At 56.3% G+C, this 24,629-nt stretch carries 33 protein-coding genes and 1 riboswitch; of the genes, 17 read left to right on the top strand and 16 right to left on the bottom strand.

The genetic code is table 11. The features are described from left to right. Window positions 1–507: 507 nt before the first annotated feature. Entirely contained in the window at window positions 508–1,590 is a 1,083-nt protein-coding gene (locus ACJ8PN_RS10300) for a porin OmpC (protein WP_015378171.1), read from the top strand. 81 nt (window positions 1,591–1,671) lie between these two features. Here the strand turns inward: ACJ8PN_RS10300 and ACJ8PN_RS10305 are convergent, their stop codons facing one another. Next, window positions 1,672–1,896, bottom strand: coding sequence for a biofilm development regulator YmgB/AriR family protein (locus ACJ8PN_RS10305; RefSeq protein WP_004934572.1), 225 nt, complete (start codon window positions 1,894–1,896; stop codon window positions 1,672–1,674). 123 nt (window positions 1,897–2,019) lie between these two features. Further along, the gene (locus tag ACJ8PN_RS10310) at window positions 2,020–2,211 is read right to left on the bottom strand and encodes a YebW family protein (protein WP_004934567.1); all 192 of its coding nucleotides are present in this window, start codon (window positions 2,209–2,211) and stop codon (window positions 2,020–2,022) included. 228 nt (window positions 2,212–2,439) lie between these two features. Between ACJ8PN_RS10310 and lysM the strand changes: the two genes are divergently transcribed. The 5 genes from lysM to ACJ8PN_RS10335 all read left to right on the top strand — a co-directional run bounded on the left by lysM (window position 2,440) and on the right by ACJ8PN_RS10335 (window position 5,323). After that, window positions 2,440–2,886 carry a peptidoglycan-binding protein LysM gene (lysM, locus tag ACJ8PN_RS10315; RefSeq protein WP_015378169.1) on the top strand — a complete coding sequence of 149 codons (447 nt, stop codon included), beginning with the start codon at window positions 2,440–2,442 and terminating at the stop codon, window positions 2,884–2,886. Between the two features lie 144 nt (window positions 2,887–3,030). Next, window positions 3,031–3,306 (top strand): hypothetical protein, encoded by a 276-nt coding sequence (locus ACJ8PN_RS10320; RefSeq protein ID WP_275094858.1) that lies wholly within the window; start codon window positions 3,031–3,033, stop codon window positions 3,304–3,306. Between the two features lie 23 nt (window positions 3,307–3,329). Next, window positions 3,330–3,494, top strand: a complete 165-nt coding sequence (locus tag ACJ8PN_RS10325) for a hypothetical protein (RefSeq protein WP_004934557.1) — start codon at window positions 3,330–3,332, stop codon at window positions 3,492–3,494. 105 nt (window positions 3,495–3,599) lie between these two features. Next, window positions 3,600–4,541: a pirin family protein gene (locus tag ACJ8PN_RS10330; protein ID WP_442534881.1), complete on the top strand. Its 942-nt coding sequence runs from the start codon at window positions 3,600–3,602 to the stop codon at window positions 4,539–4,541. Between the two features lie 428 nt (window positions 4,542–4,969). Continuing rightward, window positions 4,970–5,323 (top strand): DUF1304 domain-containing protein, encoded by a 354-nt coding sequence (locus ACJ8PN_RS10335; RefSeq protein WP_015378167.1) that lies wholly within the window; start codon window positions 4,970–4,972, stop codon window positions 5,321–5,323. A gap of 21 nt (window positions 5,324–5,344) precedes the next feature. On the opposite strand, the gene ACJ8PN_RS10340 is transcribed toward ACJ8PN_RS10335, so the two are convergent. Next, a complete protein-coding gene (locus tag ACJ8PN_RS10340; protein ID WP_004927697.1) occupies window positions 5,345–5,731 on the bottom strand; it encodes a helix-turn-helix domain-containing protein in 387 nt (128 codons plus the stop codon). 446 nt (window positions 5,732–6,177) lie between these two features. Next, entirely contained in the window at window positions 6,178–6,390 is a 213-nt protein-coding gene (locus ACJ8PN_RS10345) for a YccJ family protein (RefSeq protein ID WP_004927694.1), read from the bottom strand. Window positions 6,391–6,574: 184 nt separating this feature from the next. On the opposite strand from ACJ8PN_RS10345, the gene ACJ8PN_RS10350 reads away from it, so the two are divergent. Then, window positions 6,575–6,814, top strand: coding sequence for a DUF2766 family protein (locus ACJ8PN_RS10350; RefSeq protein WP_004927692.1), 240 nt, complete (start codon window positions 6,575–6,577; stop codon window positions 6,812–6,814). A gap of 40 nt (window positions 6,815–6,854) precedes the next feature. On the opposite strand, the gene ACJ8PN_RS10355 is transcribed toward ACJ8PN_RS10350, so the two are convergent. Beyond that, entirely contained in the window at window positions 6,855–7,088 is a 234-nt protein-coding gene (locus ACJ8PN_RS10355) for a YobH family protein (RefSeq protein WP_004927690.1), read from the bottom strand. 161 nt (window positions 7,089–7,249) lie between these two features. Between ACJ8PN_RS10355 and ACJ8PN_RS10360 the strand changes: the two genes are divergently transcribed. Together ACJ8PN_RS10360 and ACJ8PN_RS10365 are read left to right on the top strand one after the other, a co-directional pair. Further along, a complete protein-coding gene (locus ACJ8PN_RS10360; RefSeq protein WP_004927688.1) occupies window positions 7,250–7,408 on the top strand; it encodes a PhoP/PhoQ regulator MgrB in 159 nt (52 codons plus the stop codon). Window positions 7,409–7,489: 81 nt separating this feature from the next. Next, the gene (locus ACJ8PN_RS10365; protein WP_442534882.1) at window positions 7,490–7,765 is read left to right on the top strand and encodes a YebO family protein; all 276 of its coding nucleotides are present in this window, start codon (window positions 7,490–7,492) and stop codon (window positions 7,763–7,765) included. A 39-nt stretch (window positions 7,766–7,804) separates the two neighbouring features. Here the strand turns inward: ACJ8PN_RS10365 and fos are convergent, their stop codons facing one another. Next, on the bottom strand, window positions 7,805–8,212 hold the full coding sequence (fos, locus tag ACJ8PN_RS10370; RefSeq protein ID WP_015378164.1) for a fosfomycin resistance glutathione transferase: 408 nt from the start codon (window positions 8,210–8,212) through the stop codon (window positions 7,805–7,807). A gap of 170 nt (window positions 8,213–8,382) precedes the next feature. On the opposite strand from fos, the gene ACJ8PN_RS10375 reads away from it, so the two are divergent. From ACJ8PN_RS10375 to ACJ8PN_RS10385, 3 genes are all read left to right on the top strand, one after another. Continuing rightward, entirely contained in the window at window positions 8,383–8,685 is a 303-nt protein-coding gene (locus ACJ8PN_RS10375; RefSeq protein ID WP_004927682.1) for a phage protein NinX family protein, read from the top strand. A 74-nt stretch (window positions 8,686–8,759) separates the two neighbouring features. Next, window positions 8,760–8,996, top strand: a complete 237-nt coding sequence (locus ACJ8PN_RS10380; RefSeq protein ID WP_004927680.1) for a DUF4060 family protein — start codon at window positions 8,760–8,762, stop codon at window positions 8,994–8,996. 175 nt (window positions 8,997–9,171) lie between these two features. Then, window positions 9,172–10,533 carry an amino acid permease gene (locus ACJ8PN_RS10385; RefSeq protein ID WP_351106007.1) on the top strand — a complete coding sequence of 454 codons (1,362 nt, stop codon included), beginning with the start codon at window positions 9,172–9,174 and terminating at the stop codon, window positions 10,531–10,533. A 46-nt stretch (window positions 10,534–10,579) separates the two neighbouring features. Here the strand turns inward: ACJ8PN_RS10385 and ACJ8PN_RS10390 are convergent, their stop codons facing one another. Beyond that, entirely contained in the window at window positions 10,580–10,870 is a 291-nt protein-coding gene (locus ACJ8PN_RS10390; RefSeq protein WP_171454199.1) for a hypothetical protein, read from the bottom strand. Between the two features lie 219 nt (window positions 10,871–11,089). Between ACJ8PN_RS10390 and ACJ8PN_RS10395 the strand changes: the two genes are divergently transcribed. Further along, entirely contained in the window at window positions 11,090–12,124 is a 1,035-nt protein-coding gene (locus tag ACJ8PN_RS10395) for an MBL fold metallo-hydrolase (protein ID WP_351106003.1), read from the top strand. Between the two features lie 84 nt (window positions 12,125–12,208). Here ACJ8PN_RS10395 and ACJ8PN_RS10400 read toward each other — a convergent pair whose 3' ends face one another. Then, entirely contained in the window at window positions 12,209–12,499 is a 291-nt protein-coding gene (locus ACJ8PN_RS10400) for a hypothetical protein (RefSeq protein WP_171454197.1), read from the bottom strand. 306 nt (window positions 12,500–12,805) lie between these two features. On the opposite strand from ACJ8PN_RS10400, the gene ACJ8PN_RS10405 reads away from it, so the two are divergent. Together ACJ8PN_RS10405 and cspE are read left to right on the top strand one after the other, a co-directional pair. Continuing rightward, window positions 12,806–12,922, top strand: coding sequence for a DUF2627 domain-containing protein (locus ACJ8PN_RS10405; RefSeq protein ID WP_002211058.1), 117 nt, complete (start codon window positions 12,806–12,808; stop codon window positions 12,920–12,922). Between the two features lie 41 nt (window positions 12,923–12,963). Continuing rightward, window positions 12,964–13,173: a transcription antiterminator/RNA stability regulator CspE gene (gene cspE / locus ACJ8PN_RS10410; RefSeq protein ID WP_002221949.1), complete on the top strand. Its 210-nt coding sequence runs from the start codon at window positions 12,964–12,966 to the stop codon at window positions 13,171–13,173. 52 nt (window positions 13,174–13,225) lie between these two features. Here cspE and pgeF read toward each other — a convergent pair whose 3' ends face one another. Continuing rightward, a complete protein-coding gene (gene pgeF, locus ACJ8PN_RS10415; RefSeq protein WP_171454196.1) occupies window positions 13,226–13,942 on the bottom strand; it encodes a peptidoglycan editing factor PgeF in 717 nt (238 codons plus the stop codon). A gap of 161 nt (window positions 13,943–14,103) precedes the next feature. On the opposite strand from pgeF, the gene rlmA reads away from it, so the two are divergent. Continuing rightward, complete coding sequence (gene rlmA / locus ACJ8PN_RS10420; protein WP_171454195.1) at window positions 14,104–14,922, top strand: 23S rRNA (guanine(745)-N(1))-methyltransferase; 819 nt, start codon at window positions 14,104–14,106, stop codon at window positions 14,920–14,922. A gap of 63 nt (window positions 14,923–14,985) precedes the next feature. On the opposite strand, the gene mntP is transcribed toward rlmA, so the two are convergent. From mntP to manX, 5 genes are all read right to left on the bottom strand, one after another. Next, window positions 14,986–15,555, bottom strand: a complete 570-nt coding sequence (mntP, locus tag ACJ8PN_RS10425; RefSeq protein WP_004927615.1) for a manganese efflux pump MntP — start codon at window positions 15,553–15,555, stop codon at window positions 14,986–14,988. Between the two features lie 11 nt (window positions 15,556–15,566). After that, window positions 15,567–15,750: riboswitch (yybP-ykoY riboswitch) on the bottom strand. 218 nt (window positions 15,751–15,968) lie between these two features. Next, on the bottom strand, window positions 15,969–16,427 hold the full coding sequence (locus ACJ8PN_RS10430) for a DUF986 family protein (RefSeq protein ID WP_351105999.1): 459 nt from the start codon (window positions 16,425–16,427) through the stop codon (window positions 15,969–15,971). 54 nt (window positions 16,428–16,481) lie between these two features. Then, window positions 16,482–17,324 (bottom strand): PTS mannose transporter subunit IID, encoded by an 843-nt coding sequence (locus tag ACJ8PN_RS10435; RefSeq protein WP_015378157.1) that lies wholly within the window; start codon window positions 17,322–17,324, stop codon window positions 16,482–16,484. Between the two features lie 15 nt (window positions 17,325–17,339). Next, window positions 17,340–18,140, bottom strand: a complete 801-nt coding sequence (locus tag ACJ8PN_RS10440) for a PTS mannose/fructose/sorbose transporter subunit IIC (protein ID WP_015378156.1) — start codon at window positions 18,138–18,140, stop codon at window positions 17,340–17,342. A gap of 56 nt (window positions 18,141–18,196) precedes the next feature. Beyond that, the gene (gene manX / locus ACJ8PN_RS10445) at window positions 18,197–19,156 is read right to left on the bottom strand and encodes a PTS mannose transporter subunit IIAB (RefSeq protein ID WP_004927601.1); all 960 of its coding nucleotides are present in this window, start codon (window positions 19,154–19,156) and stop codon (window positions 18,197–18,199) included. Window positions 19,157–19,718: 562 nt separating this feature from the next. On the opposite strand from manX, the gene ACJ8PN_RS10450 reads away from it, so the two are divergent. After that, complete coding sequence (locus ACJ8PN_RS10450) at window positions 19,719–21,263, top strand: TerC family protein (RefSeq protein WP_044031058.1); 1,545 nt, start codon at window positions 19,719–19,721, stop codon at window positions 21,261–21,263. A 16-nt stretch (window positions 21,264–21,279) separates the two neighbouring features. Here ACJ8PN_RS10450 and ACJ8PN_RS10455 read toward each other — a convergent pair whose 3' ends face one another. Both ACJ8PN_RS10455 and sdaA read right to left on the bottom strand, forming a co-directional pair. Beyond that, entirely contained in the window at window positions 21,280–22,866 is a 1,587-nt protein-coding gene (locus ACJ8PN_RS10455; RefSeq protein WP_004927593.1) for an EAL domain-containing protein, read from the bottom strand. A gap of 268 nt (window positions 22,867–23,134) precedes the next feature. Then, a complete protein-coding gene (gene sdaA / locus ACJ8PN_RS10460; RefSeq protein WP_004927589.1) occupies window positions 23,135–24,499 on the bottom strand; it encodes an L-serine ammonia-lyase in 1,365 nt (454 codons plus the stop codon). Window positions 24,500–24,629: the final 130 nt, after the last annotated feature.

Consider the following 24,629-nt stretch of genomic DNA (forward strand, 5'->3'; position numbering starts at 1 on the left):
TTTCCCGCTATTTTTATTCCCGTAAGGCGAATTTTATTCGTTACTAATCCGCGTCTTTATGCGAATGAATAGAAGGTAGTGTCAGGTCGTTATCTGAAAGCCTTAATTGCCTGGTGAGTTTGTTAAGATAAAAATGTGAAATAAGTAACGTTTTTAATAACCATGCTAATCTTGTTGTTATTTTTGAATCGCGCAGAAAGCACGCAAAACGAAACCGAATTGCACCATAATGGTGCATTGTACCGTTTTGGTTATAACTTATGTGATAAAAAATTCTTATATTCAATGGGTTGAGTGATTTCTTTTTTGTAATATTTGGTTACACATAAACATGCTTTCTCCTCGTTGTTTCATGAACTTTTTGATTTTAAGTTTTGATTCATGATGCTAATGTCACATCACCCCCGCATTAGGGGAGCTCATAAAATACCAAAAGATAAAATCACAGCCCAAATTATAAATTGGGCGTGACGGGCAGGGTTCTAATTATAATATCTAGGAAAATAAATGATGAAACGCAGTGTATTAGCCTTAGCTGTCGCCCTCGGGGCGATCACCTCCTTCGCCAACGCGGCTGAAATCTACAATAAGGATGGCAATAAACTCGACCTGTACGGCCGCGTTAACGCCAAGCATTATTTCAGCGACAGTAAGTCCAACGACGGTGATATGACCTATGTTCGCCTGGGCTTCAAAGGCGAAACGCAAATCAATGACCAGTTGACCGGCTACGGCCAGTGGGAATACAACGTCCAGGCCAATCACGACGAAGCGCAGGGCACCGCCGGCACCAAAACGCGTCTGGGCTTCGCGGGGCTGAAATTCGGCAACTACGGTTCTTTCGACTACGGCCGTAACTACGGCGTGGTGTATGACGCCGAGGCTTACACCGACATGCTGCCGGAATTCGGCGGCGACTCCTACAGCTATACCGATAACTTTATGACCGCCCGTTCCAACGGTTTGGCCACCTACCGCAACCGTGATTTCTTCGGTTTGGTGGAAGGCCTGAACCTGGCGGTGCAGTATCAGGGTAAAAACGACGGTGACGGCCGCAGCGTGACCAAGCAAAACGGCGACGGTTACGGCCTGTCTCTGGACTACCAGGATATCGGCGGTTCCGGCATCGGCGTAGCGGCGGCGTTCTCCGATTCCAACCGCACCAGCGCTCAGAAAGCGCTGCAGTATGGCAAGGGTGACAGCGCTACCGCCTGGACCACCGCGGTGAAATACGACGCCAACCAGGTTTACCTGGCTGCGATGTATGCCGAAACCCGTAACATGACGCCGATCAGCGTCAACGGCACTTCCGGCTTCGCCAATAAAACACAAAACTTCGAAGTGGTGGCTCAGTATCAATTCGAGAACGGCCTGCGTCCTTCCGTGGCCTACGTGCAGTCCAAAGGCAAGGATATCGAAGGGATCGGTGATGCCGACCTGGTGAAATACGTGGAAGTGGGGGCGACTTACTACTTCAACAAAAATATGTACACCTACGTCGATTATCAAATCAACCAGCTGAGCGACGATAACAAACTGAAACTGGCCAACGATGATATCGTTGCCGTCAGCCTGACGTATCGTTTCTAATCTGCAATTTCATTACCTTCATCCTGTGTCGGGATTGGTAATCAGGCAGGGCGCAAGCCCTGCCTTTGTTTTATCGGGATCTCAGCCTTTGGGCGCCAGCCCGACCAGTTCAATGGCGGAACGCAGTGCGACGAAACGTTGCTGATCCTGCTCACGCTCTATTTCGTCCACCAGCTGTGAAAGAATATTGCCGCCGGATACCTTTTTATGTTTTTGGATTAACTGCAACACTGCGTCGCCTAACGCCAGGCTGACGTCGCGCAGCAGAGTTTCATATTGCTCGTTGGAATGAGCCGATGCTGGCATGACCTTTCTCTGTCTCTCTCTTCTTCGGGAGCCGCAATTTAGCAAAACAGCGGCCTTATGCCTCAGAGGAAGACGAAGTTTCCGATGAAATCAGAAATTCCTCAGCATTGCGCGGGGAGCAGGTTAAAAATCCGAATATTCGCTGGCTGGCAACCAGAAGCCGTCGATAAACTCTTCCATGGGATAACAGCCGGCGTGTCGCAAGTTCTGTTCCTTCATCGCGACCAGGCATTGCGGCTCGTCGCGCAATATGTCGACCACCATTTCACTGCAGCCGCCATCCAGATAACAGACAAACATCACCAATGCGTACATCGTCGCACGCCTCCTTCGTCGAGTTGCCTTGTCTGCAACAGTGTAGGTAGAAAAGCGCGATTTTTCAGCATCATTGCACGATTAATCGCCATGGAAACGCCGCTGACGACACTTTCGGAATACTCTCCCCGTTTCTGACGCCGTGAGCGGATGGCATATCCTTTTGTCGATGCTAAGCTTAACAAGCCTTACTTAAACGCATTACTGCAACCATCAAAAGGAGTGAATATGGGCTTGTTTAACTTCGTCAAAGAAGCGGGCGAAAAACTGTGGGATACAGTCACCGGCAATGCCTCCGCCGAAGATCAAAGCGCCAAACTCAAGGAGCATCTCGATAAGAGCGGCCTGCCGGGCACCGACAAAGTGAATGTGCAGGTGGTCGATGGTAAAGCCGTAGTGACCGGCGACGCCGTCAGCCAGGAGTTAAAAGAGAAGATCCTGGTGGCTATCGGCAACGTGGCGGGTATCAGTGGTGTGGAAGACAAGGTGGCGGTAGCGCAATCCGACGCCGAGAGCCGCTTCTATACCGTGAAGAAGGGCGATACGCTGAGCGCGATCTCTAAAGAGATGTACGGCAACGCCAATCTGTACAACAAGATTTTCGAAGCCAACAAGCCGATGCTGTCGAGCCCGGACAAGATTTATCCGGGGCAGGTGTTGCGTATCCCGCAATAACGCGTCGGTCTACCCTGGCCCGGTTACGTACCGGGCTTTTTTTGTCCTCTGCAATCGGCGTCTCTTATTTCCTTGCGCTCTCCATGCCAGTTACATCTCCCCTGTGTACTTGCTCGCTCGCCGGCAGGCGCGGTGTTGACCCTGATGGGGAAAATTGATAGCGTCATCCCCCGGTTGAGGCCGGAGCGACCAAGTCAGCGACGTTGGCGCCTTATTCTGAGGGGACGTTTTGCCCCGTCAAACAGCAATGCAGCAGTTGAACGAGTGAAAACCGATTTAGTGAAACAAGAGCGTAACGCCTCAACGGATAAAAATTATCGAGAAACCTTGGGTGATGCGCAATTTGCGATCGTCGTGTTGGCGGTGGCGTCCTGCTCACTGATTATCTTTACGCTGGCGGTCACGCTGTGGGTGACCTGACGCGATTAACTAGGGGAGATAAAATGGAGCCTAATCTCCATGATGAAACCAAACTGCTGGCGATCATCGGCCTGTTGGTGTCCGTGCTGCTGGTGGTATCAATTCTCTTTGGCGTGACCTATTTCTCCGATCTCAGGCACGCGCATGACGATATAGACATCAAGAGCTGCTATATCAAAGCACCCTGAACCGCGCGAACGTGCCTGCACGTCGCCGCTCTGCGGGGGAGCTGTCCTGTGTTAAGCTTGGGCGGTTACCCTTGGCGAATCGGCGCCATTCAGGAGGTCTTTGCGATGAGTCAGCCACGTCCTACGCTCTCTTCACTTTCACGCGAGTGCCCCGTCGTTGACGGCGTGCGCCAGATACAACGTATTGCCGTGCGTAACGCCGAAGTGGGGGGCATTCCGATCAACCGTGCGTTGCCAACCCGGGAGCGGCGCACCGTCGGCGCATGGTGTTTTCTCGATCACGCCGGGCCGACGGTATTCAACGGCACTTCGCCCGGCATGGATGTGGGGCCGCATCCGCACACCGGGCTGCAAACGTTCACCTGGATGATAGAAGGTGAGGTGCTGCACCGAGACAGCCTCGGCAGTGAGCAGGTGATTCGTCCGGGTCAGGTTAACCTGATGACCGCAGGGCACGGCATTGCGCATACGGAACAGTCGGTGGGTGAGCAACGGCGATTGCATGCTGCGCAATTATGGATCGCGCTGCCGGCCGAACATGCCGACATGGCGCCACGCTTCGATCATTATCCTGACTTGCCGCAATGGCAGAATAATGGCGTGAATCATCGTTTGTTGGTCGGGGAATTTGGCGCTTATCGTTCACCGGTGTTCACTCTTTCGCCATTAATCGCCATTGATCTGGAATGGGAAGAAGCGGCAAGAATCGAATTGCCGTTGCGCGATGATTATGAAATCGGCTTTTTGCCCCTTATTGGTGCATTTGAACTTAATGGTGAAACCTTTTCACCTGATGAATTCGCCTATTTGGGCATAAAGAATAACTCTATTGGGTTAAATGCACGGAAGGGGAGCCGGGGATTACTCATCGGTGGGGCGCCATTAAACGAAGAGATCCTTATCTGGTGGAATTTCGTTGGCCATACCAAGGCAGAAATTACTCGGGCTCAGCATGATTGGGAACAAGGCGCGCCGCGTTTCCCGCCGGTTAGCGGTTATTCTGGTGAGCCCATGACCGCACCGCGCCTGCCCTGGAACGATGTTTGATAGCGTTAGGATATAATCGCCGCGATTATTCGGCTTATTTCGCTCTAATAAGGCGTAATTAATGTGATCGCGGCTCCAGCTTTACGACAATATAAGGTTTCTCGGCGGAAAAGTGATCTGGCGCATATAACGACAGTGAGAAGAAGTTTAGGATAATCCTCAGGAAGTCAGGTTGTCTCCCGTTAGTCAGATGTCAGTGAGGTCATTATGAGCCAGGTACTTTATCGTGCAAGATTGTCCCATGTCGTGGTTGCCACGGCGCTGTTTTGGGTCTCTGTCGCGGCATTGTTGATCGCCGTATTAAACTAACCTCAAAAAATGACTCCTGCATAAACCCGCTTCGGCGGGTTTTTTTTATCTCCGCCGATGGGGAGGTGAGCGAAGGCGTTTATAATTGATGGCATCTTCAATAAACGACTGGAACCATCATGAAGTTCTTTGCCGATATTTTGCTGCTGCTCATCGCAGCGCTCCATCTTTATATCCTGGTGCTGGAAATGTTCCTGTGGCGTACGCCCCTCGGCAGGCGCGCATTCGGCACAACGGCGGAGTTCGCCGCAGCCACGCGGGTGTTGGCCGCCAATCAGGGGTTGTACAACGGCTTTCTGGCGTTGGGGTTGGTATGGAGCTACTGGCGTGGGGATATGGCACTGCAGCTGTTCTTGCTCGGGTGTGTGCTGGCGGCCGGGGTGTTCGGCGGGTTGAGCGCCAGCCGCAAAATTCTGTGGGTGCAGGCGCTGCCGGCCGCGATCGCGATGCTGGCGGTCTGGGGGGCGCGTTAACCCGCCGACTTGCGGCGGGCTTCAGGCGGATTTTTGGTGAATGACGTGCAACGGCGGATCGATGTGCAGATCAACGCTCAAATCCTGCCGGAAATCATAGGGTGTGATATTAAAACGCTTTCTGAACATGTAGGTGAAGTGGGACTGTGAACCGAAGCCAAAGTCCAGGGCGATGTCGAAGATCGACGCTTCACTGCTGCGCAGTTGATAGACCGCGCCGGCCAGACGGCGTTCGCGAATGTATTTACCGAGCGAAATCCCTGTCGCTTCTTTGAACAGCTTCTGCATGTGCCACAGCGAGTAGCCGGAGTACTCGGCCAGCTCTTCGAGATGGATCACTCGTCCGAGGTGAGTTTCGACCCATTTGCTGAGGGCGCAGACCAACGAGAGGTGGTGTTCTTGTATCATCAGTGCGTCAGTGTGAGACCTACATAGCGGTGAAGTATACACAACTTGCCGCCGTCGACAAAAATGCCGCCGGTGACGGGGGGCAATTATTCGGAAAAACCGTTTGACCGCCGCTTGTCAGCCGAAAGGAAAAACGGCTAATCTGAGACTGTCGCCGCCGCGGTGGGGGACGCAAAGAAAGCCGCAGCAAGAACCGCCAAAACAGAGTCAGCCGTAACAACTCAACGTTGATGGGGTGATCGCATGTTAATGACAGTGATTATTACTCTGGTTGTAATCGTGGGCGTCGGCGCTTTTATGGCGACGCCGGTGATGAGCATGAAGAATGCGGAAGGTGTGGGAGGTGAAGAACCGTGAGAGCCAGAAGACATGCACGCCGCTGAGCGGGGCGAGCGCTAATCGGGAAAGCCTGGGTCAGAAACCCGGGCTTTTTGTTGCGTAACCGCTCAAACGTTTTTCCGTTCGACGGTTTCCTCTCCCCAATAAAGCTGGTCGGCGGTGGTTTTGGCAAAGGCCTTCTCCAACGCCTCATCACTGCCTTCTTCCCAGATTTTCTGCGCCAACACTTCATCGTTCCCTGCCAGCTCAAAAATGGCTTCGGCGATTTCCACCGAAGTTTCACGCACTGTCGCCCAGGATTTCACATTGTGATTCGCCATAACTTTCTCCTGTTGGTTGTGGCTTGCGGGTGGTTTTTACCACCGCCATGCAGCAAGTATAGGCCAATCTGCCGCAGGCTTTTGCCCGCCGGTGCGCAGAATGGGGAAAAAGACGGGGAGTGCGGGCAATGGCACGGACGCCATGCTATTCTGTGCGGCGTTTGAATCAAGAAGGAAATTTATTATGTCTGACATGCTGAGCAACGAGCAGGAACTGGCTTCCGATCTGGTCGCTTGCCAACTGGTCATCAAACAGATTCTGGACGTTATCGACGTGATTGCGCCGACCGAAGTGCGCGACAAGATGGCGGGTCAGCTCAAAAGCATCGATTTCTCCACGCATCCTGCCGGCGCCGATCCGGTGACCCGCCGGGCGATTGACAAGGCGATTGCGCTGATCGAGATGAAGTTTACCCGCAACTGAGGCGGGGCCGCCGCAAAGCGGCGGCGTCGGGCGGTGGCGGTTAATCCACCACCGTTTCGATTTTCTTGAACAGCGGGCAGTCGGCTACGCCGATGAAACCGTTGTCGCCATTCACGTACTGGGCGATCGCCACGTTGCGCGCCGTCAGGTATTTGCACTGCAACCCCAACCCGCCAACGTTTTTGTTGCTGCCGATCAGCACGCCGTAGCCCGAGATCAAAAAACCGCCGTAAATGACCGCCAACACCAATACCCACTTAATCAATTTGCTCATCGTATTTCCTCGTTATCCCTGAGGGTTCATCTAGCCACGGCGCCTATGCGAGGGCAAGGGTAACAGTCTGAAAACCGGGCGATAGCCAGAAATCTAAACGGAAAGTTAAACTTCGTTTAACTTCGCTGTGATAACATGCGCGATAGATTACCAAGATAACAATGAGGCTGCTAAATTTGTTGCGAAAAAAAATCCTCGTGATAATGACGGCCGTCGCTGCCTGCCTGTTTTTCTACCTGCTGGCGCTGGACAGCTATTGCGACGATGGTGGAAATTTTGCGTTGGGCATCTGTTCGGTGACCCGCTTCGTGCCCTGGTAAGCAATTTTTGGCAGGGATGTTCGCACGGCCGCCGCGAGTGTTAAGATGGCGGCCTGAATTTCGCAGTAGATAGGGTTGTCCATGTACGATTTAGGTTTTGGCCAGAACGGCCTGTTGTCGCTGGCCCTCGCCGCCGTGGTGTTGCTGGCCGGGCTGTGGGTCTGGTTCCTGGTGAACCGCGCCAGCGTGCGCGCCAATGAGCAGATTCGCCTGCTGCAGGAGATTGCCGAGCAACAACGCCAGCAAACGGCGCTGTTGAAGCGTATGGCGCACCGCGCCGGCGCAGACGGCGCCGCTGCTGCTGACGACGATCTCAACCCCGAGCTGGATTTCAAAGGTTTCATCCCCGAACGTTGAGCATGATGCCCCGGCCGACGGCAGCGTCGCCGGGGCGCCTCAGTAAAACACCATGCCCTGATACGGCTTTTCCCGGCATGCCGCCAGGCGACTGGCCAAATCGCCGGCATGGATCTCCAATTGATGCCCATCGGGATCGAGAAAATAGAGTGATTCACCTTCGCTGCGATTGCTTTTCCACTCTTCGACGCCGGCCTGGCGCAACCGCTCGCTGACCTGCTCAATATGTTCCGGCGCGACGCTGAAGGCGTAATGGGTGTAATCGCGCTCGCGTTGTTGCATGCGCGTTTCATCCAGCGACAGGCATAGCCACAACGGCCCTAACGACAGATAGGCGCCGCCTTGCCAGCGGGCGTGCGGGATAAATCCCAACAGATGACGATAAAAATCGAAGCTGCGATCGAGATTGCTGACGGCGAGCGTCAGATGGTTAAGGCCGGTCAACATGCATGCGTTCTCCGGGCGCTGAATAGGGAGAAAAGTTTACGCAGACGCTAAGGAAAGATAAAGGGGATAAAGCATTAGTAGAGATAATGTGAAAACCGGCGGCGCTGTCATAAAACTGTCGTACAGACATCGTAATGTAGCGCGAACCTTACGAAAGATGGATGAAGCCGATGATTAAATGGTACGAAGAAAGCGATGCCGAAGTGAACCGCAGCATTGCGCTGCTGACCGGAGAGAACCCGGACAAGTGGTATCCCTACGGTGGTGTGAAAGGTAAAGATTACTGCAAGAATCCCTCCGATGCCTGGCCGATCATTTGCGCCAACAAAATCAGTCTGAATCCCGACAACCAAAGCGACAGCCCGCAGTGGCAGGCGCGCATGAGCACTCAGGGCGGTGAATGGCAGGCGGACAGCGCCAGCCCGCTGCGCGCGGCGATGATCTGCTTCCTGATGAGCCGACAGGCTAACTGAGTCGAACAATACCGGTGATTGGTAAGAGTTTCTCCTTTTTCTAATAACAGAGCTGTCGTTGGCGGAGGCTGTTTATGAAGCGCATTATCAAAGGTGATAAAAACTTGTCTCATCTGGTGATTGCCCATGCGGCGATCGATCGTCATGCCGAAAGCTTCGGCCAGCGCCGTCAGGGCTGGCCCTCGACCTACCTGATAAAATATCAAAACGATCGCGTGGCGGTGGAAGTGGTCACGCGTAGCCAATCTTATGTCGCCACGCTGATGATCGGCGCGCGCAATCTGACCAAACTGTGCGGTATGCCTGGCTAAACGCTGCCGTTATCCGCTTTCTCGCGGTAAAAAAATCGCGCTCCGGCCTGCCGTCTCGGGGCGCTTCTCCTTGATGCTCACGGGGTTAAGTGTTAAAAAGCCGCCCGCAGATACATTTATTGATTGGTGAAATCTTGGTCGATAGCGGCAAAGGTATACGCCATATGAGGATAAGATGGGCGGTCAGCATCAGGATACTCCGCTAAAACGCGGTTTAAAAAACAGACACATACAGCTTATTGCCCTCGGGGGCGCCATCGGTACCGGTTTATTTCTCGGCATTGCGCAAACTATTAAAATGGCCGGCCCCGCCGTGCTGCTGGGCTACGCCATCGGCGGTTTTATCGCGTTTTTAATCATGCGCCAGCTGGGTGAAATGGTGGTGGAGGAGCCGGTCGCCGGCTCTTTCAGTCACTTTGCCTATAAATATTGGGGCGATTTCGCCGGCTTTCTTTCCGGCTGGAACTACTGGGCAATGTTCATTCTGGTCGGCATGGCGGAATTGACCGCCGTCGGCATCTACATTCAGTACTGGTGGCCGGAGATCCCCACCTGGGCCTCCGCCGCGCTGTTTTTCGTGCTGATCAACCTGATTAACCTGGTGAACGTGCGCCTGTACGGCGAAACCGAGTTCTGGTTCGCCATCATCAAGGTAGTGGCGATTGTCGGCATGATCGTCTTCGGCGCCTGGCTGTTGGCCAGCGGTAACGGCGGGCCGCAGGCCAGCATCACCAACCTCTGGCAGCAGGGCGGCTTTATGCCGCACGGCTTCTCCGGGCTGGTGATGGCGATGGCGGTGATCATGTTCTCGTTCGGCGGGCTGGAGATGGTCGGCATCACCGCGGCGGAAGCCGCCGATCCGCGCCGCAGCATTCCCAAAGCCACCAATCAGGTGGTGTACCGCATCCTGATCTTCTATATCGGCTCGCTGACCGTGCTGCTTTCGCTCTATCCGTGGGGGCAAGTGGTGGAGGGCGGCAGCCCGTTCGTGCTGATCTTCCATGCGCTGAACAGCAATCTGGTGGCAACGGTGCTCAACGTAGTGGTATTGACCGCCGCGCTGTCGGTTTACAACAGCGGCGTTTATGCCAACAGCCGCATGCTGTTCGGGCTGGCCAGCCAGGGCAATGCGCCGCAGGTGCTGACGCGCGTGAATAAACGCGGCGTGCCGGTGCTGTCCATCGCGCTGTCGGCGTTGATTACTTCGATCGGCGTGCTGATCAACTACCTGATGCCCGGCAAGGCGTTTGAGCTGCTGATGGCGCTGGTGGTGTCAACATTGGTGATCAACTGGGTGATGATCTGCCTGGCGCACCTGAAGTTCCGTGCCGCCAAGAACCGCCAGGGCGTCATCCCCAGCTTTAAGGCGCTGTGGTATCCGTTCGGCAACTACCTGTGCCTGGCGTTCCTCGGCCTGATTCTGGTGATCATGTATTTCAGCGAAGGGATCCGCATTTCGGTGCTGCTGATGCCGGTATGGGTTGCGGCGCTGTGGTGCGGGTTCATGCTAACGCGCCGTAAAGGCGCCAAGCGTTAATCTGCGTGCTGCGGAGGCGTATTGCCCGCCTCCGCTTCTTTTCTCGTTAGCCGCGCGGCATAAAGGCGCGGCCCTCACCGTGACCCCGCCCCAGCAGTTTCCGGCACAGCAGCAGCAGGGTGCTGATGACGTCGATGGCGACTACGCTGAGCATCAGCAGAGTCAGCATGAAGAACCCAAGCAGCGAACCGCCCAGCAGCACCAACGGGGCAGGCACGCGCAGCCGGCGCAGCTTCATGGCGAAATACATTTTCCAGTATTGCTTCTGCGCGAGCAGCGCGCTGCGAATACGACGCCCCAGGCCGATGCCTGATTGGCGGGATGTAGAACGACTCATAACTTCTCCTTTTCTGTATGCCCTACAAGTCAATCACAAAGATCTTAAGAGAGTCTTAACGGGCTCTTGGCGGCCCTGGCTTTCCACCGGAGTGAGACAACAGCATACGGCAAAAGGTCCCGAGATGCAGCGCACGGCTGACAAAGTGCGAGCTTCATCGGGTTTGTTACACTGAAAGTCATGCCCGTGCAGGGCGCTGTGGTCGGGAGAAAAGGCAGGATGAAAAGAATCAACCGTTATTACGACGCGGCCAAGGCGCATCATACGCCGGAGGGATTTCGCAACCTGGAACCTTCGCGGCGTCAGGAGGGCGATCTTCGGCGTTGGCAAGATGAACGTAAGCGGCAGGGGCTGCCCAGGCCGCCGCAGCAGGGTTACGCGCAATTTACCCAGCGCTGGTGGCAACCTGCCGATCTCAGTGGCAGCGACGACAGCGTCTGGTGGTTGGGGCATGCCTCGATGCTATTGCGATTGAGCGGCCGCTATATCCTGATCGATCCGGTATTGTCCGAACGTGCATCGCCGCTGAGCTTTTACGGCCCAAAGCGCAGAACGCCGCCGCCGTTGACGGTGGGGCAACTGCCGGCGATGGATGTGGTACTGATCTCCCATAACCATTATGACCACCTCGACAGGCGCACGGTGCGGCAATTGGCGCGGCGTTTCCCGCAGGCCGAGTTCATCGTACCGTTGGGGTTGAAGCGCTGGTTTCGCCGCTACCGGCTGAAGGTGCATGAACTGGACTGGTGGCAGAGCCTGTCACTGGGCGAGCTGACGGTCTATGCCACGCCGGCGCGGCACTGGAGCATGCGCACGCTGTGGGATCGCAATCGCTCGCTGTGGTGCGGGTGGGTGATCCACCATCCGGCGCTACGGTTTTATTTTTCCGGCGACAGCGGTTATTCGGAACGGCTGGCGGAGATCGGTCAACGGCTGGGGCCGTTCGACGTGGCTGCGCTGCCGATCGGCGCCTATGCGCCGCGCTGGTTTATGCAGGAGCAGCATATGGATCCGCAGCAGTCGGTGGCGCTGTATCGCGAGCTGAATCAGCCGCGAGCCATTCCTATCCATTGGGGAGTATTTGAACTGGCGGATGAGTCGCTGGACGAACCGCCGCAGCAGCTGAACCTGGCCCTGAGCGAGGCGGGGTTGGAGCAGCATCAATTCCTCCCGCTGAAGATTGGCGAGCGCATCGCGTTGCAGGGCTCATCGCCTGCGTTACCTAATCACCCGGCGGCGCAGCGGGATGAATAAAGTCAATGGTTTGAAAGCGCAGCTGTAATTAGCAGAATTGATAAGTGCGGGTGGTGATTCAAATAACCCCCGTATTTTCAGGATTTAATTCAACGTTGAACTTTCGTTATTGATAAGATTATTCCGGCTATTGAGGTTAATGACATTCGGATTATTTATGATGAAACCACAGGCAGCGGAAGATGTACCGGCGCTTTGCATGCTTATGCATCCGTTGTGCAGGGTGGAGACGTCGCCGCCGACCCGTGCGCCGTTCTCGCCCGCGCCGTTTGGCGGCAGGGCGGAAAGCCGATGATGAATGGGCTTTCCGGCGGTAAATGGTCGGAGGAGCGATGAATAAATTGGCCCCCGTTCATCGATATTCAGATGTTGCATATCAAATTCCATAAAGATTCAAATTTTTTAACGCTATAAGCGGCAAAAAAGCGGAAATGATGAGACGCAAAGGCGTCAATACGATGAAAGTTTTGTTAAAACTCCAGCAGAATGCGGGGTCTGGCGCAGTGATTTTGGCAAGCAGAAAATAGCCGATGCTTCAACATCTTTTGGCCTATTTAAGCAAATGTGGCGCTCGACCGTTTCAAATATGTGCGACATGTCGTTCAGTGATTAAAAATGGCTTGCCATCGCATACAGAGTATGTGATAACGCATCTGGGTAAAACGAGGTACAGTTCTGTATATGTGTGGCATTTTCAGTAAAGAAGTTCTGAGTAAAGACGTTAGCGTTGAATACCGCTTCTCTGCCGATCCTTATCTTAGTGCCTCAAGCAGTAACGACTCTAGTTTGTCTATGTAACGCCCTCGGGCGGTTTAAACAATCCAAAGGAAATACTCAAGATGGCAAAGATCAAAGGTCAAGTTAAGTGGTTCAACGAGTCTAAAGGTTTCGGTTTCATCACCCCGGCTGACGGCAGCAAAGACGTGTTCGTACACTTCTCTGCAATCCAGGGTAACGGCTTCAAAACCCTGGCTGAAGGCCAGAACGTTGAGTTCGAAATCCAAGATGGCCAGAAAGGCCCATCTGCAGTAAACGTTACTGCTATCTAATCAGCGTCAGCTGTACAAAAAGCCCGCCTTCGCGCGGGCTTTTTCGTTTCCGTCATCCGGCGGCGATGATGATGCCGGCGTACTGGTTGCGGCCTTTGATCCCCGGATGCGTCGGATCCTGCGCGCGCCGGTGGCTGTTGCGGCGATAGCTGGTGTATTTGAAGCGCTGCGGCCGCTGTGGGTCGACGTCCGGCGTGCAGATGGTGCAACTGCCGGCGCGGTCAACGGCGGCGAAGCCGAGCGCCGCCAGCTTGTATTCGGCAATTGCGGCCAAATCGAGATGCCGGTAATGCGGGCTGATCAGCGTGGCGGGCAGCGGCAGGCGCTGTTTAAAACTCTCCACCAGCGCTTCATCGACTTCGTAGCAGCACGGGCCGGCGGCAGGGCCGATGGAGACGACCCAATCGGCGGTGTCGCCGTCCTGGCGAATGCGTGCTGCCATCTGTTCCAGAATGCCGTCCAGCAGCCCGCGCCAGCCGGCGTGCACCGCAGCGATGGCGCTGCCATCACGGCGGCTGAACAGCACCGGCAAACAGTCCGCCGTCAGTACGCTGAGCAGAATGCCGGGCTGGCGAGTATAGAAACCATCGGCCTCGCCGCATGCCTGCGCCGGCTGCAGCACATCGACGATGCGGGTGCCGTGCACCTGTTTTTTTTCCGGCAGCGTGGCGCTGTAGGGCAGCAGATGCCCGGGCAGCAGCGCGAGTTTGCTGCCGAAGCCGTGCTGAATGTGGGGCACCGCATCGAGCAGCGCGGAACGATCGCTCATAAGTTATGTTCACCTGCATGAGAAAACAGACTCTCAGTGTAGCCAGCTTTTTCCCCGCTTGGCCAGGTGTTGTTGGCGGCGAAAGCGAGCGGGGATGCGCCTTGCATCAAGCCGACGCCTTCTTTAGACTAGCCGCGCCCTGTCTTTCTGGAAGCCCATTCATGTCTTATCAATGTCCTCTGTGTCATCAACCGCTGCATTTTTCATCACAACACTGGCGTTGTGACGGCAATCATCAGTTCGACCAAGCCAAAGAAGGTTACGTGAATCTGCTGCCGGTGCAGCACAAACGATCGAAGCAGCCGGGAGACAGCGCGGAAATGATGCAGGCACGGCGTGCGTTTCTCGACGGTGGATATTATAAGCCGTTGCAAGCGCAGGTAGCCGAGTGGCTGGATTCGGCGCTGGCGGCCGATGCAGGCGCGTTATTGGACATAGGCTGCGGGGAAGGGTATTACACCGCCGCCGTGGCCGCACGGCTGGCTCAGGAGCGCAATATGGCGGTCTATGGGCTGGACGTCGCCAAGGTGGCGATCCGTTATGGCGCCAAACGTTATCCGGCGGTCTCGTTCTGCGTCGCCTCCAGTCACCGTTTGCCGTTCGCCGACGGGGCGTTGGACGCGGTCTTGCGCATTTATGCGCCTTGCAAGGCGGAGGAGCTGGCGCGGGTAGTGAAGCCGGGCGGCGTGGTGCTGACGGTTTCGCCGGGCCCGCGTCATCTGTACCAGCTGAAAGAGCAGGTGTACCAGCAGGTGCAGTTGCATGCCGAACAGGACGAACAGTTCGCCGGTTTCGACTGCGAGCGCAAAGAGGCGCTGGCCTATACGATGACCCTACCGGGCGCGCAGGCCGCCAACCTGCTGCAGATGACGCCGTTCGCCTGGCGCGCCACGCCGGAGGTGCAACAGCGGTTGGCCGAGGGCGGCGAGTTTGTGTGCGAGACGGATTTCGTGTTGGCGTTGTACCGACGTCGCGCTTAAGGGGCCTTGAACTCAGAAACAAAAAAACCTGCCGCGGCAGGTTTTTTTTGCAGTTCGGTCGCCTCAGGCCAGGTAGCCGAGGTGCTCCAGCAGGATGTTGACGCCGATGCCGATCAACACCACGCCGCCGAGGATTTCGGCGCGTTTGCCCAGCAGCGGGCCGATAAAGCGGCCGATCATCATGCCCAACGTTGCCATGATCATGGTGGCGCAGCCGATGGCCATTGCGGTGTGCACGATGTTCACCTGCAGGAAGGCCAGACCGACGCCGATCGCCATGGCGTCCAGGCTGGTCGCGATAGCGGTGGCCACCAATATCCAGAAGCCGTGGCGTTTGACCTTCTCTTCTTCGTCGGGCCTGTTGCGCACCCCTTCGACAATCATGCGCATGCCGAGAATAAACAGCAGCGAGAAGGCGACCCAGTGATCCCATTCCATGATGTATTGGCTGGCGAACAGGCCGATGGCCCAACCGATAAGTGGGGTGATTGCTTCGACCACGCCGAAGATCAGGCCGGTGCGGATCGCTTCGCGAAAGCGCGGCTGATGCAGACTGGCGCCTTTGCCGATAGAAGCGGCGAATGCATCCATGGACATGCCGAAAGCGAGAATAAGCGTTGCTGAAAGGTTCATGTGAAATAGCCTCGGCCGGGTGGCTCCATATACACGTAACCCACCCCCAACCAAACGACGGAGTTACGTGTCTATGGTCTCGCCAACCTTACCTGGCTGCCCGCACCACGTTTCATACGGCGAAACGAGTATGTTGATACGGGCGTTTCTGGCGTTTTATTCTCCAGAAACCGGCTACTCCCCAATGACGGCGCAACCATACCATATTATTTCCGATACCGACAACTTTATTCTGGCGTGATTTTTGTTCTTAATTGAGACTCGTTTTCATTAATCTGAGTTCATGTGGGAATATAATGTAGACGCGGGTAACAATGTTGCGGAAATAATAGTCAGAAATGAAATGGCGCTGCCGATTAATTATCCACAGACAGCGCAAGGTTTGAGCGAGAATAAAATTAATTTTCCTTTATTTATTGATTATAAACGAAAAAGTTGTATATCTTCTCCAGGTCATCCAGGTGCGTCACCTGAACCAACAGCCGGCGCTGCTCCAGGTCGATGGCCAGAATGCCGTCCTCCGATAAATTCATGGCTTTAATGCGGTTATATTCGACAAAAACATTGGCGAAGAAAAAACCGTGCGCTTTAAACACCATTTTGGGCGAGCGGATATAAGCAATATAGATGGCGAGCAGCGCCAAAGAAATAAGCAGATAAGTGGTTAATAGCGCGCCGTTGGCGGTGACGTTACGGTAAATCAGAATGGCGAGCAGGCCGACGAAAATCAGGCTGTCGAGGCGGTTGCGGCGTTTGAGCGGCACTTTGAGCCGCGTTTTGCCTTTCAGCAGATCCATGCCGAATTCGTCGTACAGCGAATACAGCAACAGCAGGGCGATAAACAGCATCAGTACGGCGTCGGTCAGTGACATCTCTTGCTCCACACATAAAAAAGCCGGGGGTCGCCCCCCGGCCGTTTCGAACGATTACAGGCCCAGCAGGCCAATCCAATAGCCAAAGATACCGATGACGAAGAAGCCGATGATGATCCACAGCGCGTTGACTTTCTTGCGCAGCAGCCACATACAGGCGAAGGTCAACAGCAGCGGCACCAGGCCCGGCATCAGCTGGTCGAGGATGGTCTGCACCGTGGTGACGTTGGTATGCCCGGTCTGGTCGGTTATCTTGGACACCACCAGCGGGATATTCACGTGCGTCCATTTGTTGACCAGCGCCCCCATGACAAACAGGCCGAGAATGGACGCCCCTTCCGTCAGTTTCTGCAGGAAACCACCGCCCATGTCGTTGACGATATCCACCCCTTTACGGTAACCGTAGGCCACGCCGTAATAGCGGGTCAGCAGGCGCACCAGGTTGAACAGCACGAAGAACAGGATCGGTCCGAGCAGGCTGCCGCTCATGGCGATGCCCGCCCCAAGCGCGGCGAATACCGGCCGCACGGTGCCCCAGAAGATCGGGTCACCGACGCCCGCCAGCGGCCCCATCAAACCAACCTTGATGCCGTTGATTGCGGCGTCGTCGATCGGTGCGCCATTGGCGCGTTGCTCTTCCATCGCCATGGTCACGCCGAGTACCGGCGCCGCCACGTAAGGGTGGGTGTTGAAGAACTCCAGGTGACGCTTGATCGCCTGTTTGCGATCGTCATTGTTTTCCGGATACAGGCGGCGGATCACCGGCACCATCGAGAAGCAAAAACCCAGCGCCTGCATGCGTTCGAAGTTCCATGAACCCTGGAACAGGTTCGAACGCAGGAATACGCCGCGAATATCGGCCGGCGTGAGTTTCTTTTGAGCAGTTGTATCAACCATTTCTCTCACCTATTCCTAGTCGAGTTCGTTATCGAGATCGTTCGCGTTAGCCGGGCCGGCCTGGACAACCTGAGACTTGTTGTATTTCGGGCTGAGCTGGATATACAGCACGGCCATCACCACGCCGATGACGCCGAGCGCCACCAGGTTGAAGTTGGTGAAGGCGGCGGTAACGAAACCGAGATAGAAGAACGGCATCAGGTAGCCGGCGCGCATCATGTTAATCACCATCGCGTAACCGACCACCACGATCATGCCGCCGGCGATGTTCAGGCCGCTGGTGACCACTTCCGGGATCGAGTTGAGCAGGGCGTGCACCCCGGCGGTGCCCACCGAGATGGCGACGATGACCGCCGGAATGGCGATACGCATTGCCTGCAGGAGCAGGGCGCCGACATGGATCCAGCTGATGGCGCGCAGGCTGCCGCGCTCCGCCGCGCTGTCCGCTGCGTGCTGGAAGGCCACGGTGAGGGTTCGCACGATGATGGTTAACACCTGGCCGGCTGCCGCCAGCGGAATGGCCAGGGCGATACCGGCGCCGACGCTTTGCCCACCGGCGATGACCAGGATGGTCGAGATGATGGACGCCAGGGCGGCATCCGGCGCGACCGCCGCGCCGATGTTCATCCAGCCGAGGGCGATCATTTCCAGCGTACCGCCGATGATGATGCCGGTTTTCATATCGCCGAGAATGAAGCCGATCAGGGTACAGGCGACCAGCGGACGGTGGAACTGGAACTCGTCGAGGACGGAACCCATCCCGGCGATACAGGCAACGATAAATATCAGCACAATCTGAAGAGTGGTGATCTCCATTGCACTTCTCCTATGACCAAAAAAGCTCTGAGTAAAATAATCAGCGGCTGGCGCCACTAATTGAGTTTGTTAATCAGGTCCATCATTTTTAGCCGGCTGTCGGACGAGACCTTACGCACCTCCAGCTCGATACCGCGATCGTTCAGTTTCTTAAACGCTTCGATATCTTTTTCATCGACGGAAACGGCGTTGTTCACCTGGGTTTTCCCCTGACGGAACGCCATGCCGCCGATATTGACGGATTGAATATCCACGCCGCCTTCCACCAGGCGCCAGACGTCGGTCGGGTTGGTAAACAGCAGCATCACGCGGTCGTTGGCGTATTTCGGGTTGTTCCACACGCGGATGGCCTTCGCCACGTCCACCACGTGAGCGGTGACGCCCGGCGGGGCGACCTGAGTCAGCAGGGTTTTGCGCACATGGTCGGCGGCGACTTCATCGCTGACGACGATAATGCGGCTGACGTTGGTCTCTTTGGTCCAGCGGGTGGCGACCTGGCCGTGAATCAAGCGGTCATCGATGCGCGCCAGGCCGATTTTCATGTGGTCGTTCGGCCCCAGCGGCGCCTGAGGGGCAGCGGCTTTGGCGACGGGCGCCGCGGGTTTTGCGGGTTCTTCCTGCGGTTTTTTCAGCGCTTTCACGCCTTCTCGGCCGGTTTCCAACGCCAGCGCCACCAGTTCATCGAAAGCGGGGTTATCGTCCCGCGCCATAAAGGTTTCCACCAGCATTGGGATGTTGACCCCGGTGACGACCTCATAGTTTTCTTTGTCGACCGCAATGCGGCTGGCGGCGTTGAACGGGCTGCCGCCCCAGGTATCCACCAGGAACAGCACGCCGCCGCTGGTATCCAATCCACTGATTTTCTCGTTGTACTTGACGATTAACGTTTCGGCATTCTCACCGGGAACGAAGTCTATAAAGGCGACGTTGTCCTGCTCGCCCAATAGCATCTCCGCCGTTTTCAGCAGTTGTTCCGCTGCAGCCCCGTGTGTGCCGATGATAATAGCTATTGCCACTCGCTACCTCCTCGTTGAACTCCAGACGCGGTTTGTGTCGTTTCTCCGCGCCGTCTTGGCAGTCACTTCCGCGGTTCAGATACATTATGGTAGAAAAAAAGAAACGCACGCCTAACATTTCTCACGCAGTATCAAATGCCTGTGCGTGATACTTCACGAACGCGAGATTTATTTTAGTGAGTGAAAAAATATTTTTTGTGACGCTGCTCCGCTATTGAATGCTCGGAGAAATCTTAGCTGTCGCAGACGATATGGCGTGGCGTCACCCTAAACCGCCGTTGAAAAAGCCGCTTTGTCCCCCAGAAAAATCCTGATACAGTAATTTCCTCTTTCATCACTAAGGAGTGAAGGGCCTCAGCCCTCCCTATGGACTGTCACCGAAGTAACTGTTTTTCCCGGTTTCACCCGCCACCTGCTGGCGTTGCATATGCTGTTCGGCCCTTCGGCCATCTCCCGGTAATCCCATCCCGTCACTTTGCTATTGTCGACTGCGCCCATGCAGCGGCGGCATCGTCACGTCTGAGCGGCGTGCGCTCATTCCCACTTTTTTCTGGAGTCTGATATGGAATTTTTAATGGACCCCTCTATTTGGGCGGGGTTGCTTACGCTGGTGGTGCTGGAAATCGTGCTGGGCATCGACAACCTGGTATTCATCGCCATTTTGGCCGACAAGTTGCCGCCTAAGCAGCGCGATAAGGCGCGCATCATCGGCCTGTCGCTGGCATTGCTGATGCGTTTGGGCCTGCTGTCGGTGATCTCCTGGATGGTAACCCTGACCACGCCGCTGTTCAGCGTCGGCGATTTCAGCTTCTCCGGCCGCGATCTTATCCTGCTGTTCGGCGGGGTATTCCTGCTGTTCAAGGCCACCATGGAGCTGCATGAACGGCTGGAAGGGCAGACGCACCAGGATGGCGCCAACCGCGGTTACGCCAAGTTCTGGGCGGTGGTGGTGCAAATCGTGATCCTTGACGCGGTGTTTTCGCTCGATGCGGTGATTACCGCCGTGGGCATGGTGAACGATCTGCCGGTGATGATGGCGGCGGTGGTGATCGCGATGGCGGTGATGCTGCTGGCGTCCAAACCGTTGACCAACTTCGTCAACGCGCACCCGACCATTGTGGTGCTGTGCCTGAGCTTCCTGTTGATGATCGGTCTGAGCCTGATCGCCGAAGGCTTCGGTTTGCATATTCCTAAAGGCTATCTGTACGCCGCGATCGGCTTCTCGATCCTGATTGAATTGTTCAATCAGATCGCGCGTCGCAACTTTATCAAGCATCAGGCGCGTCGCCCGATGCGCGAGCGCACCGCGGAAGCGATCATGCGTCTGATGGGGCAGCAGCGCGCGCAGCAGGCGGACGATGCGGTGGCGTTGCCGAGGGATGAAACCTTTGCGGCGGAAGAGCGTTATATGATCAGCGGCGTGCTGACGCTGGCCTCGCGCTCATTGCGCAGCGTGATGACGCCGCGCACTGACATCTCCTGGGTTGACTGCGAGCGCTCCCGTGAGGAGGTGCGCGCACAGTTGCTGGATACGCCGCACAGCCTGTTCCCGGTGTGTCGCGACTCTGTGGATGAGATCGTCGGCGTAGTACGCGCCAAGGATCTGCTGGTGGCGCTGGAGCAAGGGGAAGATATCGCCGAGTTTGCCGCCCGCACGCCGCCGATCGTGGTGCCGGAAACCATGGATGTCATCAAGCTGCTGGCGGTGCTGCGCCGCGCCAAAGGGCGCCTGGTGGTGGTCACCAACGAGTTCGGCGTGGTGCAGGGGCTGGTGACGCCGCTGGATGTGCTGGAAGCGATTGCCGGCGAGTTCCCGGACGAAGATGAAACGCCGGACATCGTGGCGGAAGGCGACGGCTGGCTGGTCAAAGGCGGGACCGACCTGCACTCGCTGGAACAGGCGCTGGCCTGCGATGACCTGGTCAGCCCAACCGCAGACTACGCCACTCTGGCGGGGTTGCTGTTAGCCCACTACGGCCAGATGCCGGTGGTGGGGGACACCATTGAACTGAACCACCTGCGTTTCGATATCGTCGAGGTCTCCGACTATCGCATCGAGTTGGTGCGTGTCACCCGCGTCGTCTTCGACGAACCGGCGCATTCGTAACCCACCCGCCGGAGGCTCAGGCCTCCGGCGTATTCTCTTCCGTTTTCCTGACGCGCGATTCGTACTGCTGCAACCACAGCGGGAAAACGTGGATCGGCATCGGCTTGGCGAAATAATACCCCTGCAGGGCATTGACTTCGCGTGAGCGCAGATAGTCGGCCTGTTCCGCTGTTTCTACCCCTTCAGCCACCAGCTTCAGCTTCAGCCGCTGCGCCAGCGTAATGATGGTATCGGTCACCGTGGCGTTGACCGCGTCGGTGCCGATGGCTGCGGTAAACCCGCGGTCGATCTTTAACACGTCCGGGCTAAGGTTCTTCAGGTAGCTCAGCGAGCTGTGGCCGGTGCCGAAATCGTCGATGGCCAGCATGATCCCCATGTCTTTCAGCGTCCGGATCTGGTCATGCTGGATCGCCGATAGCGCGGTGCGCTCGGTCAGCTCCAGCATCAGTGACGGCATCGGATGCGCCGGCAGCCAAATCCGGCGGATATCGTCGATGATGTTGAGCGTTTTAAAGTGTTCGGCGGCGACGTTGATGCTGATGTAGAACGACGGTCGCGGCGGGAACAGCTGCAGATTTTCCGTCACGGTGTTCATCAGATAACGGGTCAGTGGAATGATCAGCTCATGCTGCTCGGCCAGCGGAATAAACACGTCGGGGGAGATCCACCCTTGCCGCTTCTTTTTCCAGCGCAGCAGCATCTCGACGCCGGCGCAGCGCCCGGTGTCGCTATGGATGATGGGCTGGCAATAGACGCGGAACTCGCGATGGGTGATGGCATGGCCGATGTGATAAGACAGGCTCATGCGGTTAGCGGTGAGCAGATAGACCACATAGGCGGCCAACAGGCTGATCAGCAGCGCCAGCGGGATATGGCGCGGCAGTGCGGAAAGCGCCAGCATGCCGATCTGCGGGCCGAACAGCGAAATCGAGAACGGGTATAGCGCAGAGCCGGCGGTGTAGCGCAGATCGTTGGTCAGGGTGTCACGGCTCAGGATTTCGCGTCGGCCGTATTCCAGGCTGCTGTCAGCCACGTTCAGCACCACGCGCTGAACGTAAGGCTCCTGCGGCTCGAGTAAAAAGTTGGACAGCAGCTCGATATTAAACACGTGCAGCACGCCGCTGGTTTTATCGTGGGGGGATGGCGTCCACATCACCAGCGTGGGCAGGCCTTTGCTCACCGCCAGCGAGGGGCGCAGCGCCAGCCTGGCGTTGCTGTTGACGAAGGTCGGCATTACCGCGGCCAGCTGATAATGACGGGAACCAAACAGGCTGGAGCAGTAAATAATGCCGTTTTTTACCAGCAACATGGCGCGTAGCGCCTGATTCTGCGCGGCGCGAAAGCGCAGGGTCGACGAAACGTTCTCGCAGGGCTGGTCCAGCATGTCCATGCTGCGCTCCGCCTGCAGCTGAGCCGGCGTCAACAACTGGTTGAGCTTGCCGACGGTGCGGGTGGCCAATGTCTGTTGGCTCAGCTCGATACTTTTGACCTCTTGATAGTAACGGGTATACAGCGATACCAACAGAATAGCCGCGCCCACCGCTCCGGCCAGCAGCCAACGGTAATAACGATATCGGGACGCGGCGAGGTGGGTCATCAACATCCGGTAAATCCTTGTTCGGTAATCCAGCCCCGAGTCACGGTCAGGTCATAGATCCTTAAGTTGCGCTCGGCTAATTCTAGCCTGAGGTTATACAAGATTGATGGTAACTCAGTAAATTATTTCGATTTGGCAAAACAGAAGGTCAATTTGCAGGCTAACCGCCGGATCGATGAGAGAAATGCAGGATTTTTTCTGGTGACATCGTCACAAAATGCGGCCAATGAATTGATTACCCATAAAAAACCCCGCCGGGTGGCGGGGTTGTCTGTCAGTCGCATTGCACCTTGATTGCCAGGCCGCCGCGTGACGTTTCGCGGTACTTGGCGTTCATGTCTTTGCCGGTTTCGTACATGGTCTCGATCACCTTATCCAGCGAAACGCGCGGCTCGCTGGTGCGGCGCAGGGCCATGCGGGCGGCGTTGATCGCCTTGACCGAGGCGATGGCGTTGCGCTCGATGCACGGCACCTGCACCTGGCCGGCGACCGGGTCACAGGTCAGACCCAGGTTGTGTTCCATGCCGATCTCCGCCGCCACACAGACCTGCTCAGGGCTGCCGCCCAGCAGTTCGGCCAGACCGGCCGCCGCCATGGAGCAGGCAACGCCGACTTCACCCTGGCAACCGACTTCGGCGCCGGAAATGGAGGCGTTCATCTTGTACAACGCACCGATCGCACCCGCCGCCATAAAGTAGCGGATGTAGATATCCGGGCTGACGGACTCGATGAAGTGATCGTAGTAAGCCAGCACTGCAGGCACGATGCCGCAGGCGCCGTTGGTCGGCGCGGTGACCACGCGGCCGCCGGCGGCGTTTTCTTCGTTAACCGCCAGCGCGAACATGTTGACCCAGTCGATCACGTTCATCGGATCGCTGGACAGTTTGTCCGACGCCACCAGCATGCGGCGCAGCGCGGAGGCACGGCGCGGTACGCGCAGCGGCCCCGGCAGTACGCCTTCGGTGTTCAGACCGCGGTCGATACAGGCGCGCATGGTTTGCCAGACGTTGCCGAAGTAGGTCTCTATCTCTTGCTTGCTGTGCAGCGCCAGTTCGTTCTGCATCACCATGCCGGACAGCGACAGGCCGGTCTCGCGGCAGTGGTCGAGCATTTCGCGCGCGGAGTTGAACGGATATGGCATTTGCAGTTCTTGCTCGGCGGCCTTGCCGAAATTCTCCTCGTCGACGATGAAACCGCCGCCGATAGAGTAATAGGTCTTGCTGTACACTTCTTTATCGCCGGCGAAGGCGTGGATCTGCATGCCGTTTTCGTGCAGCGGCAGGTTGTCGCTGCGGAAGACCATGCCGCCGTCGCGTGGGAAATCGACTTCATGCAGGCCGTTGGCCAGCATCAGGCGTTGACGTTGTTCTACATCGCGAATAAAACCCGGAATGCTATCGATATCGACGGTGTCCGGCATGTTGCCGGCCAGGCCGAGAATGATGGCGATATCGGTATGGTGACCTTTGCCGGTCAATGAGAGTGAGCCGTAAACGTCTACGGCAACACGCGTGATAGAAGGCATCAGGCCTTTATTTACCAGATCGTCGACAAACTGTTTGCCGGCTTTCATCGGTCCAACCGTATGAGAGCTGGACGGGCCGATGCCGATCTTAAACATGTCGAAAACGCTAATCACGCTAAAACTCCTTAAAGAGACGTATTGTTATGGCTGCGGCGGTCAAAAACCGCGCAGGGAACAGCGATATTGTAAAAGGGCCGTGCGGGTTCGGCTGCCTTTTTCGCATGAAATTAAATAATCCGTGGTG

The sequence above is a fragment of the Serratia sp. CY76391 genome (assembly GCF_052166695.1).
In the GTDB taxonomy this organism is placed as follows: Bacteria; Pseudomonadota; Gammaproteobacteria; order Enterobacterales; family Enterobacteriaceae; genus Serratia; species Serratia nematodiphila.

What these genes read in the sequence shown, in the direction of transcription:
- ACJ8PN_RS10300 (WP_015378171.1), top strand. Translation starts at nt 508, where the DNA reads ATGATGAAACGCAGTGTATTAGCCTTAGCTGTCGCCCTCGGGGCGATC.
- ACJ8PN_RS10305 (WP_004934572.1), bottom strand. Translation starts at nt 1,896, where the DNA reads ATGCCAGCATCGGCTCATTCCAACGAGCAATATGAAACTCTGCTGCGC.
- ACJ8PN_RS10310 (WP_004934567.1), bottom strand. Translation starts at nt 2,211, where the DNA reads ATGTACGCATTGGTGATGTTTGTCTGTTATCTGGATGGCGGCTGCAGT.
- lysM (WP_015378169.1), top strand. Translation starts at nt 2,440, where the DNA reads ATGGGCTTGTTTAACTTCGTCAAAGAAGCGGGCGAAAAACTGTGGGAT.
- ACJ8PN_RS10320 (WP_275094858.1), top strand. Translation starts at nt 3,031, where the DNA reads ATGGGGAAAATTGATAGCGTCATCCCCCGGTTGAGGCCGGAGCGACCA.
- ACJ8PN_RS10325 (WP_004934557.1), top strand. Translation starts at nt 3,330, where the DNA reads ATGGAGCCTAATCTCCATGATGAAACCAAACTGCTGGCGATCATCGGC.
- ACJ8PN_RS10330 (WP_442534881.1), top strand. Translation starts at nt 3,600, where the DNA reads ATGAGTCAGCCACGTCCTACGCTCTCTTCACTTTCACGCGAGTGCCCC.
- ACJ8PN_RS10335 (WP_015378167.1), top strand. Translation starts at nt 4,970, where the DNA reads ATGAAGTTCTTTGCCGATATTTTGCTGCTGCTCATCGCAGCGCTCCAT.
- ACJ8PN_RS10340 (WP_004927697.1), bottom strand. Translation starts at nt 5,731, where the DNA reads ATGATACAAGAACACCACCTCTCGTTGGTCTGCGCCCTCAGCAAATGG.
- ACJ8PN_RS10345 (WP_004927694.1), bottom strand. Translation starts at nt 6,390, where the DNA reads ATGGCGAATCACAATGTGAAATCCTGGGCGACAGTGCGTGAAACTTCG.
- ACJ8PN_RS10350 (WP_004927692.1), top strand. Translation starts at nt 6,575, where the DNA reads ATGTCTGACATGCTGAGCAACGAGCAGGAACTGGCTTCCGATCTGGTC.
- ACJ8PN_RS10355 (WP_004927690.1), bottom strand. Translation starts at nt 7,088, where the DNA reads ATGAGCAAATTGATTAAGTGGGTATTGGTGTTGGCGGTCATTTACGGC.
- ACJ8PN_RS10360 (WP_004927688.1), top strand. Translation starts at nt 7,250, where the DNA reads ATGAGGCTGCTAAATTTGTTGCGAAAAAAAATCCTCGTGATAATGACG.
- ACJ8PN_RS10365 (WP_442534882.1), top strand. Translation starts at nt 7,490, where the DNA reads ATGTACGATTTAGGTTTTGGCCAGAACGGCCTGTTGTCGCTGGCCCTC.
- fos (WP_015378164.1), bottom strand. Translation starts at nt 8,212, where the DNA reads ATGTTGACCGGCCTTAACCATCTGACGCTCGCCGTCAGCAATCTCGAT.
- ACJ8PN_RS10375 (WP_004927682.1), top strand. Translation starts at nt 8,383, where the DNA reads ATGATTAAATGGTACGAAGAAAGCGATGCCGAAGTGAACCGCAGCATT.
- ACJ8PN_RS10380 (WP_004927680.1), top strand. Translation starts at nt 8,760, where the DNA reads ATGAAGCGCATTATCAAAGGTGATAAAAACTTGTCTCATCTGGTGATT.
- ACJ8PN_RS10385 (WP_351106007.1), top strand. Translation starts at nt 9,172, where the DNA reads ATGGGCGGTCAGCATCAGGATACTCCGCTAAAACGCGGTTTAAAAAAC.
- ACJ8PN_RS10390 (WP_171454199.1), bottom strand. Translation starts at nt 10,870, where the DNA reads ATGAGTCGTTCTACATCCCGCCAATCAGGCATCGGCCTGGGGCGTCGT.
- ACJ8PN_RS10395 (WP_351106003.1), top strand. Translation starts at nt 11,090, where the DNA reads ATGAAAAGAATCAACCGTTATTACGACGCGGCCAAGGCGCATCATACG.
- ACJ8PN_RS10400 (WP_171454197.1), bottom strand. Translation starts at nt 12,499, where the DNA reads ATGCAACATCTGAATATCGATGAACGGGGGCCAATTTATTCATCGCTC.
- ACJ8PN_RS10405 (WP_002211058.1), top strand. Translation starts at nt 12,806, where the DNA reads ATGTGTGGCATTTTCAGTAAAGAAGTTCTGAGTAAAGACGTTAGCGTT.
- cspE (WP_002221949.1), top strand. Translation starts at nt 12,964, where the DNA reads ATGGCAAAGATCAAAGGTCAAGTTAAGTGGTTCAACGAGTCTAAAGGT.
- pgeF (WP_171454196.1), bottom strand. Translation starts at nt 13,942, where the DNA reads ATGAGCGATCGTTCCGCGCTGCTCGATGCGGTGCCCCACATTCAGCAC.
- rlmA (WP_171454195.1), top strand. Translation starts at nt 14,104, where the DNA reads ATGTCTTATCAATGTCCTCTGTGTCATCAACCGCTGCATTTTTCATCA.
- mntP (WP_004927615.1), bottom strand. Translation starts at nt 15,555, where the DNA reads ATGAACCTTTCAGCAACGCTTATTCTCGCTTTCGGCATGTCCATGGAT.
- ACJ8PN_RS10430 (WP_351105999.1), bottom strand. Translation starts at nt 16,427, where the DNA reads ATGTCACTGACCGACGCCGTACTGATGCTGTTTATCGCCCTGCTGTTG.
- ACJ8PN_RS10435 (WP_015378157.1), bottom strand. Translation starts at nt 17,324, where the DNA reads ATGGTTGATACAACTGCTCAAAAGAAACTCACGCCGGCCGATATTCGC.
- ACJ8PN_RS10440 (WP_015378156.1), bottom strand. Translation starts at nt 18,140, where the DNA reads ATGGAGATCACCACTCTTCAGATTGTGCTGATATTTATCGTTGCCTGT.
- ACJ8PN_RS10450 (WP_044031058.1), top strand. Translation starts at nt 19,719, where the DNA reads ATGGAATTTTTAATGGACCCCTCTATTTGGGCGGGGTTGCTTACGCTG.
- ACJ8PN_RS10455 (WP_004927593.1), bottom strand. Translation starts at nt 22,866, where the DNA reads ATGTTGATGACCCACCTCGCCGCGTCCCGATATCGTTATTACCGTTGG.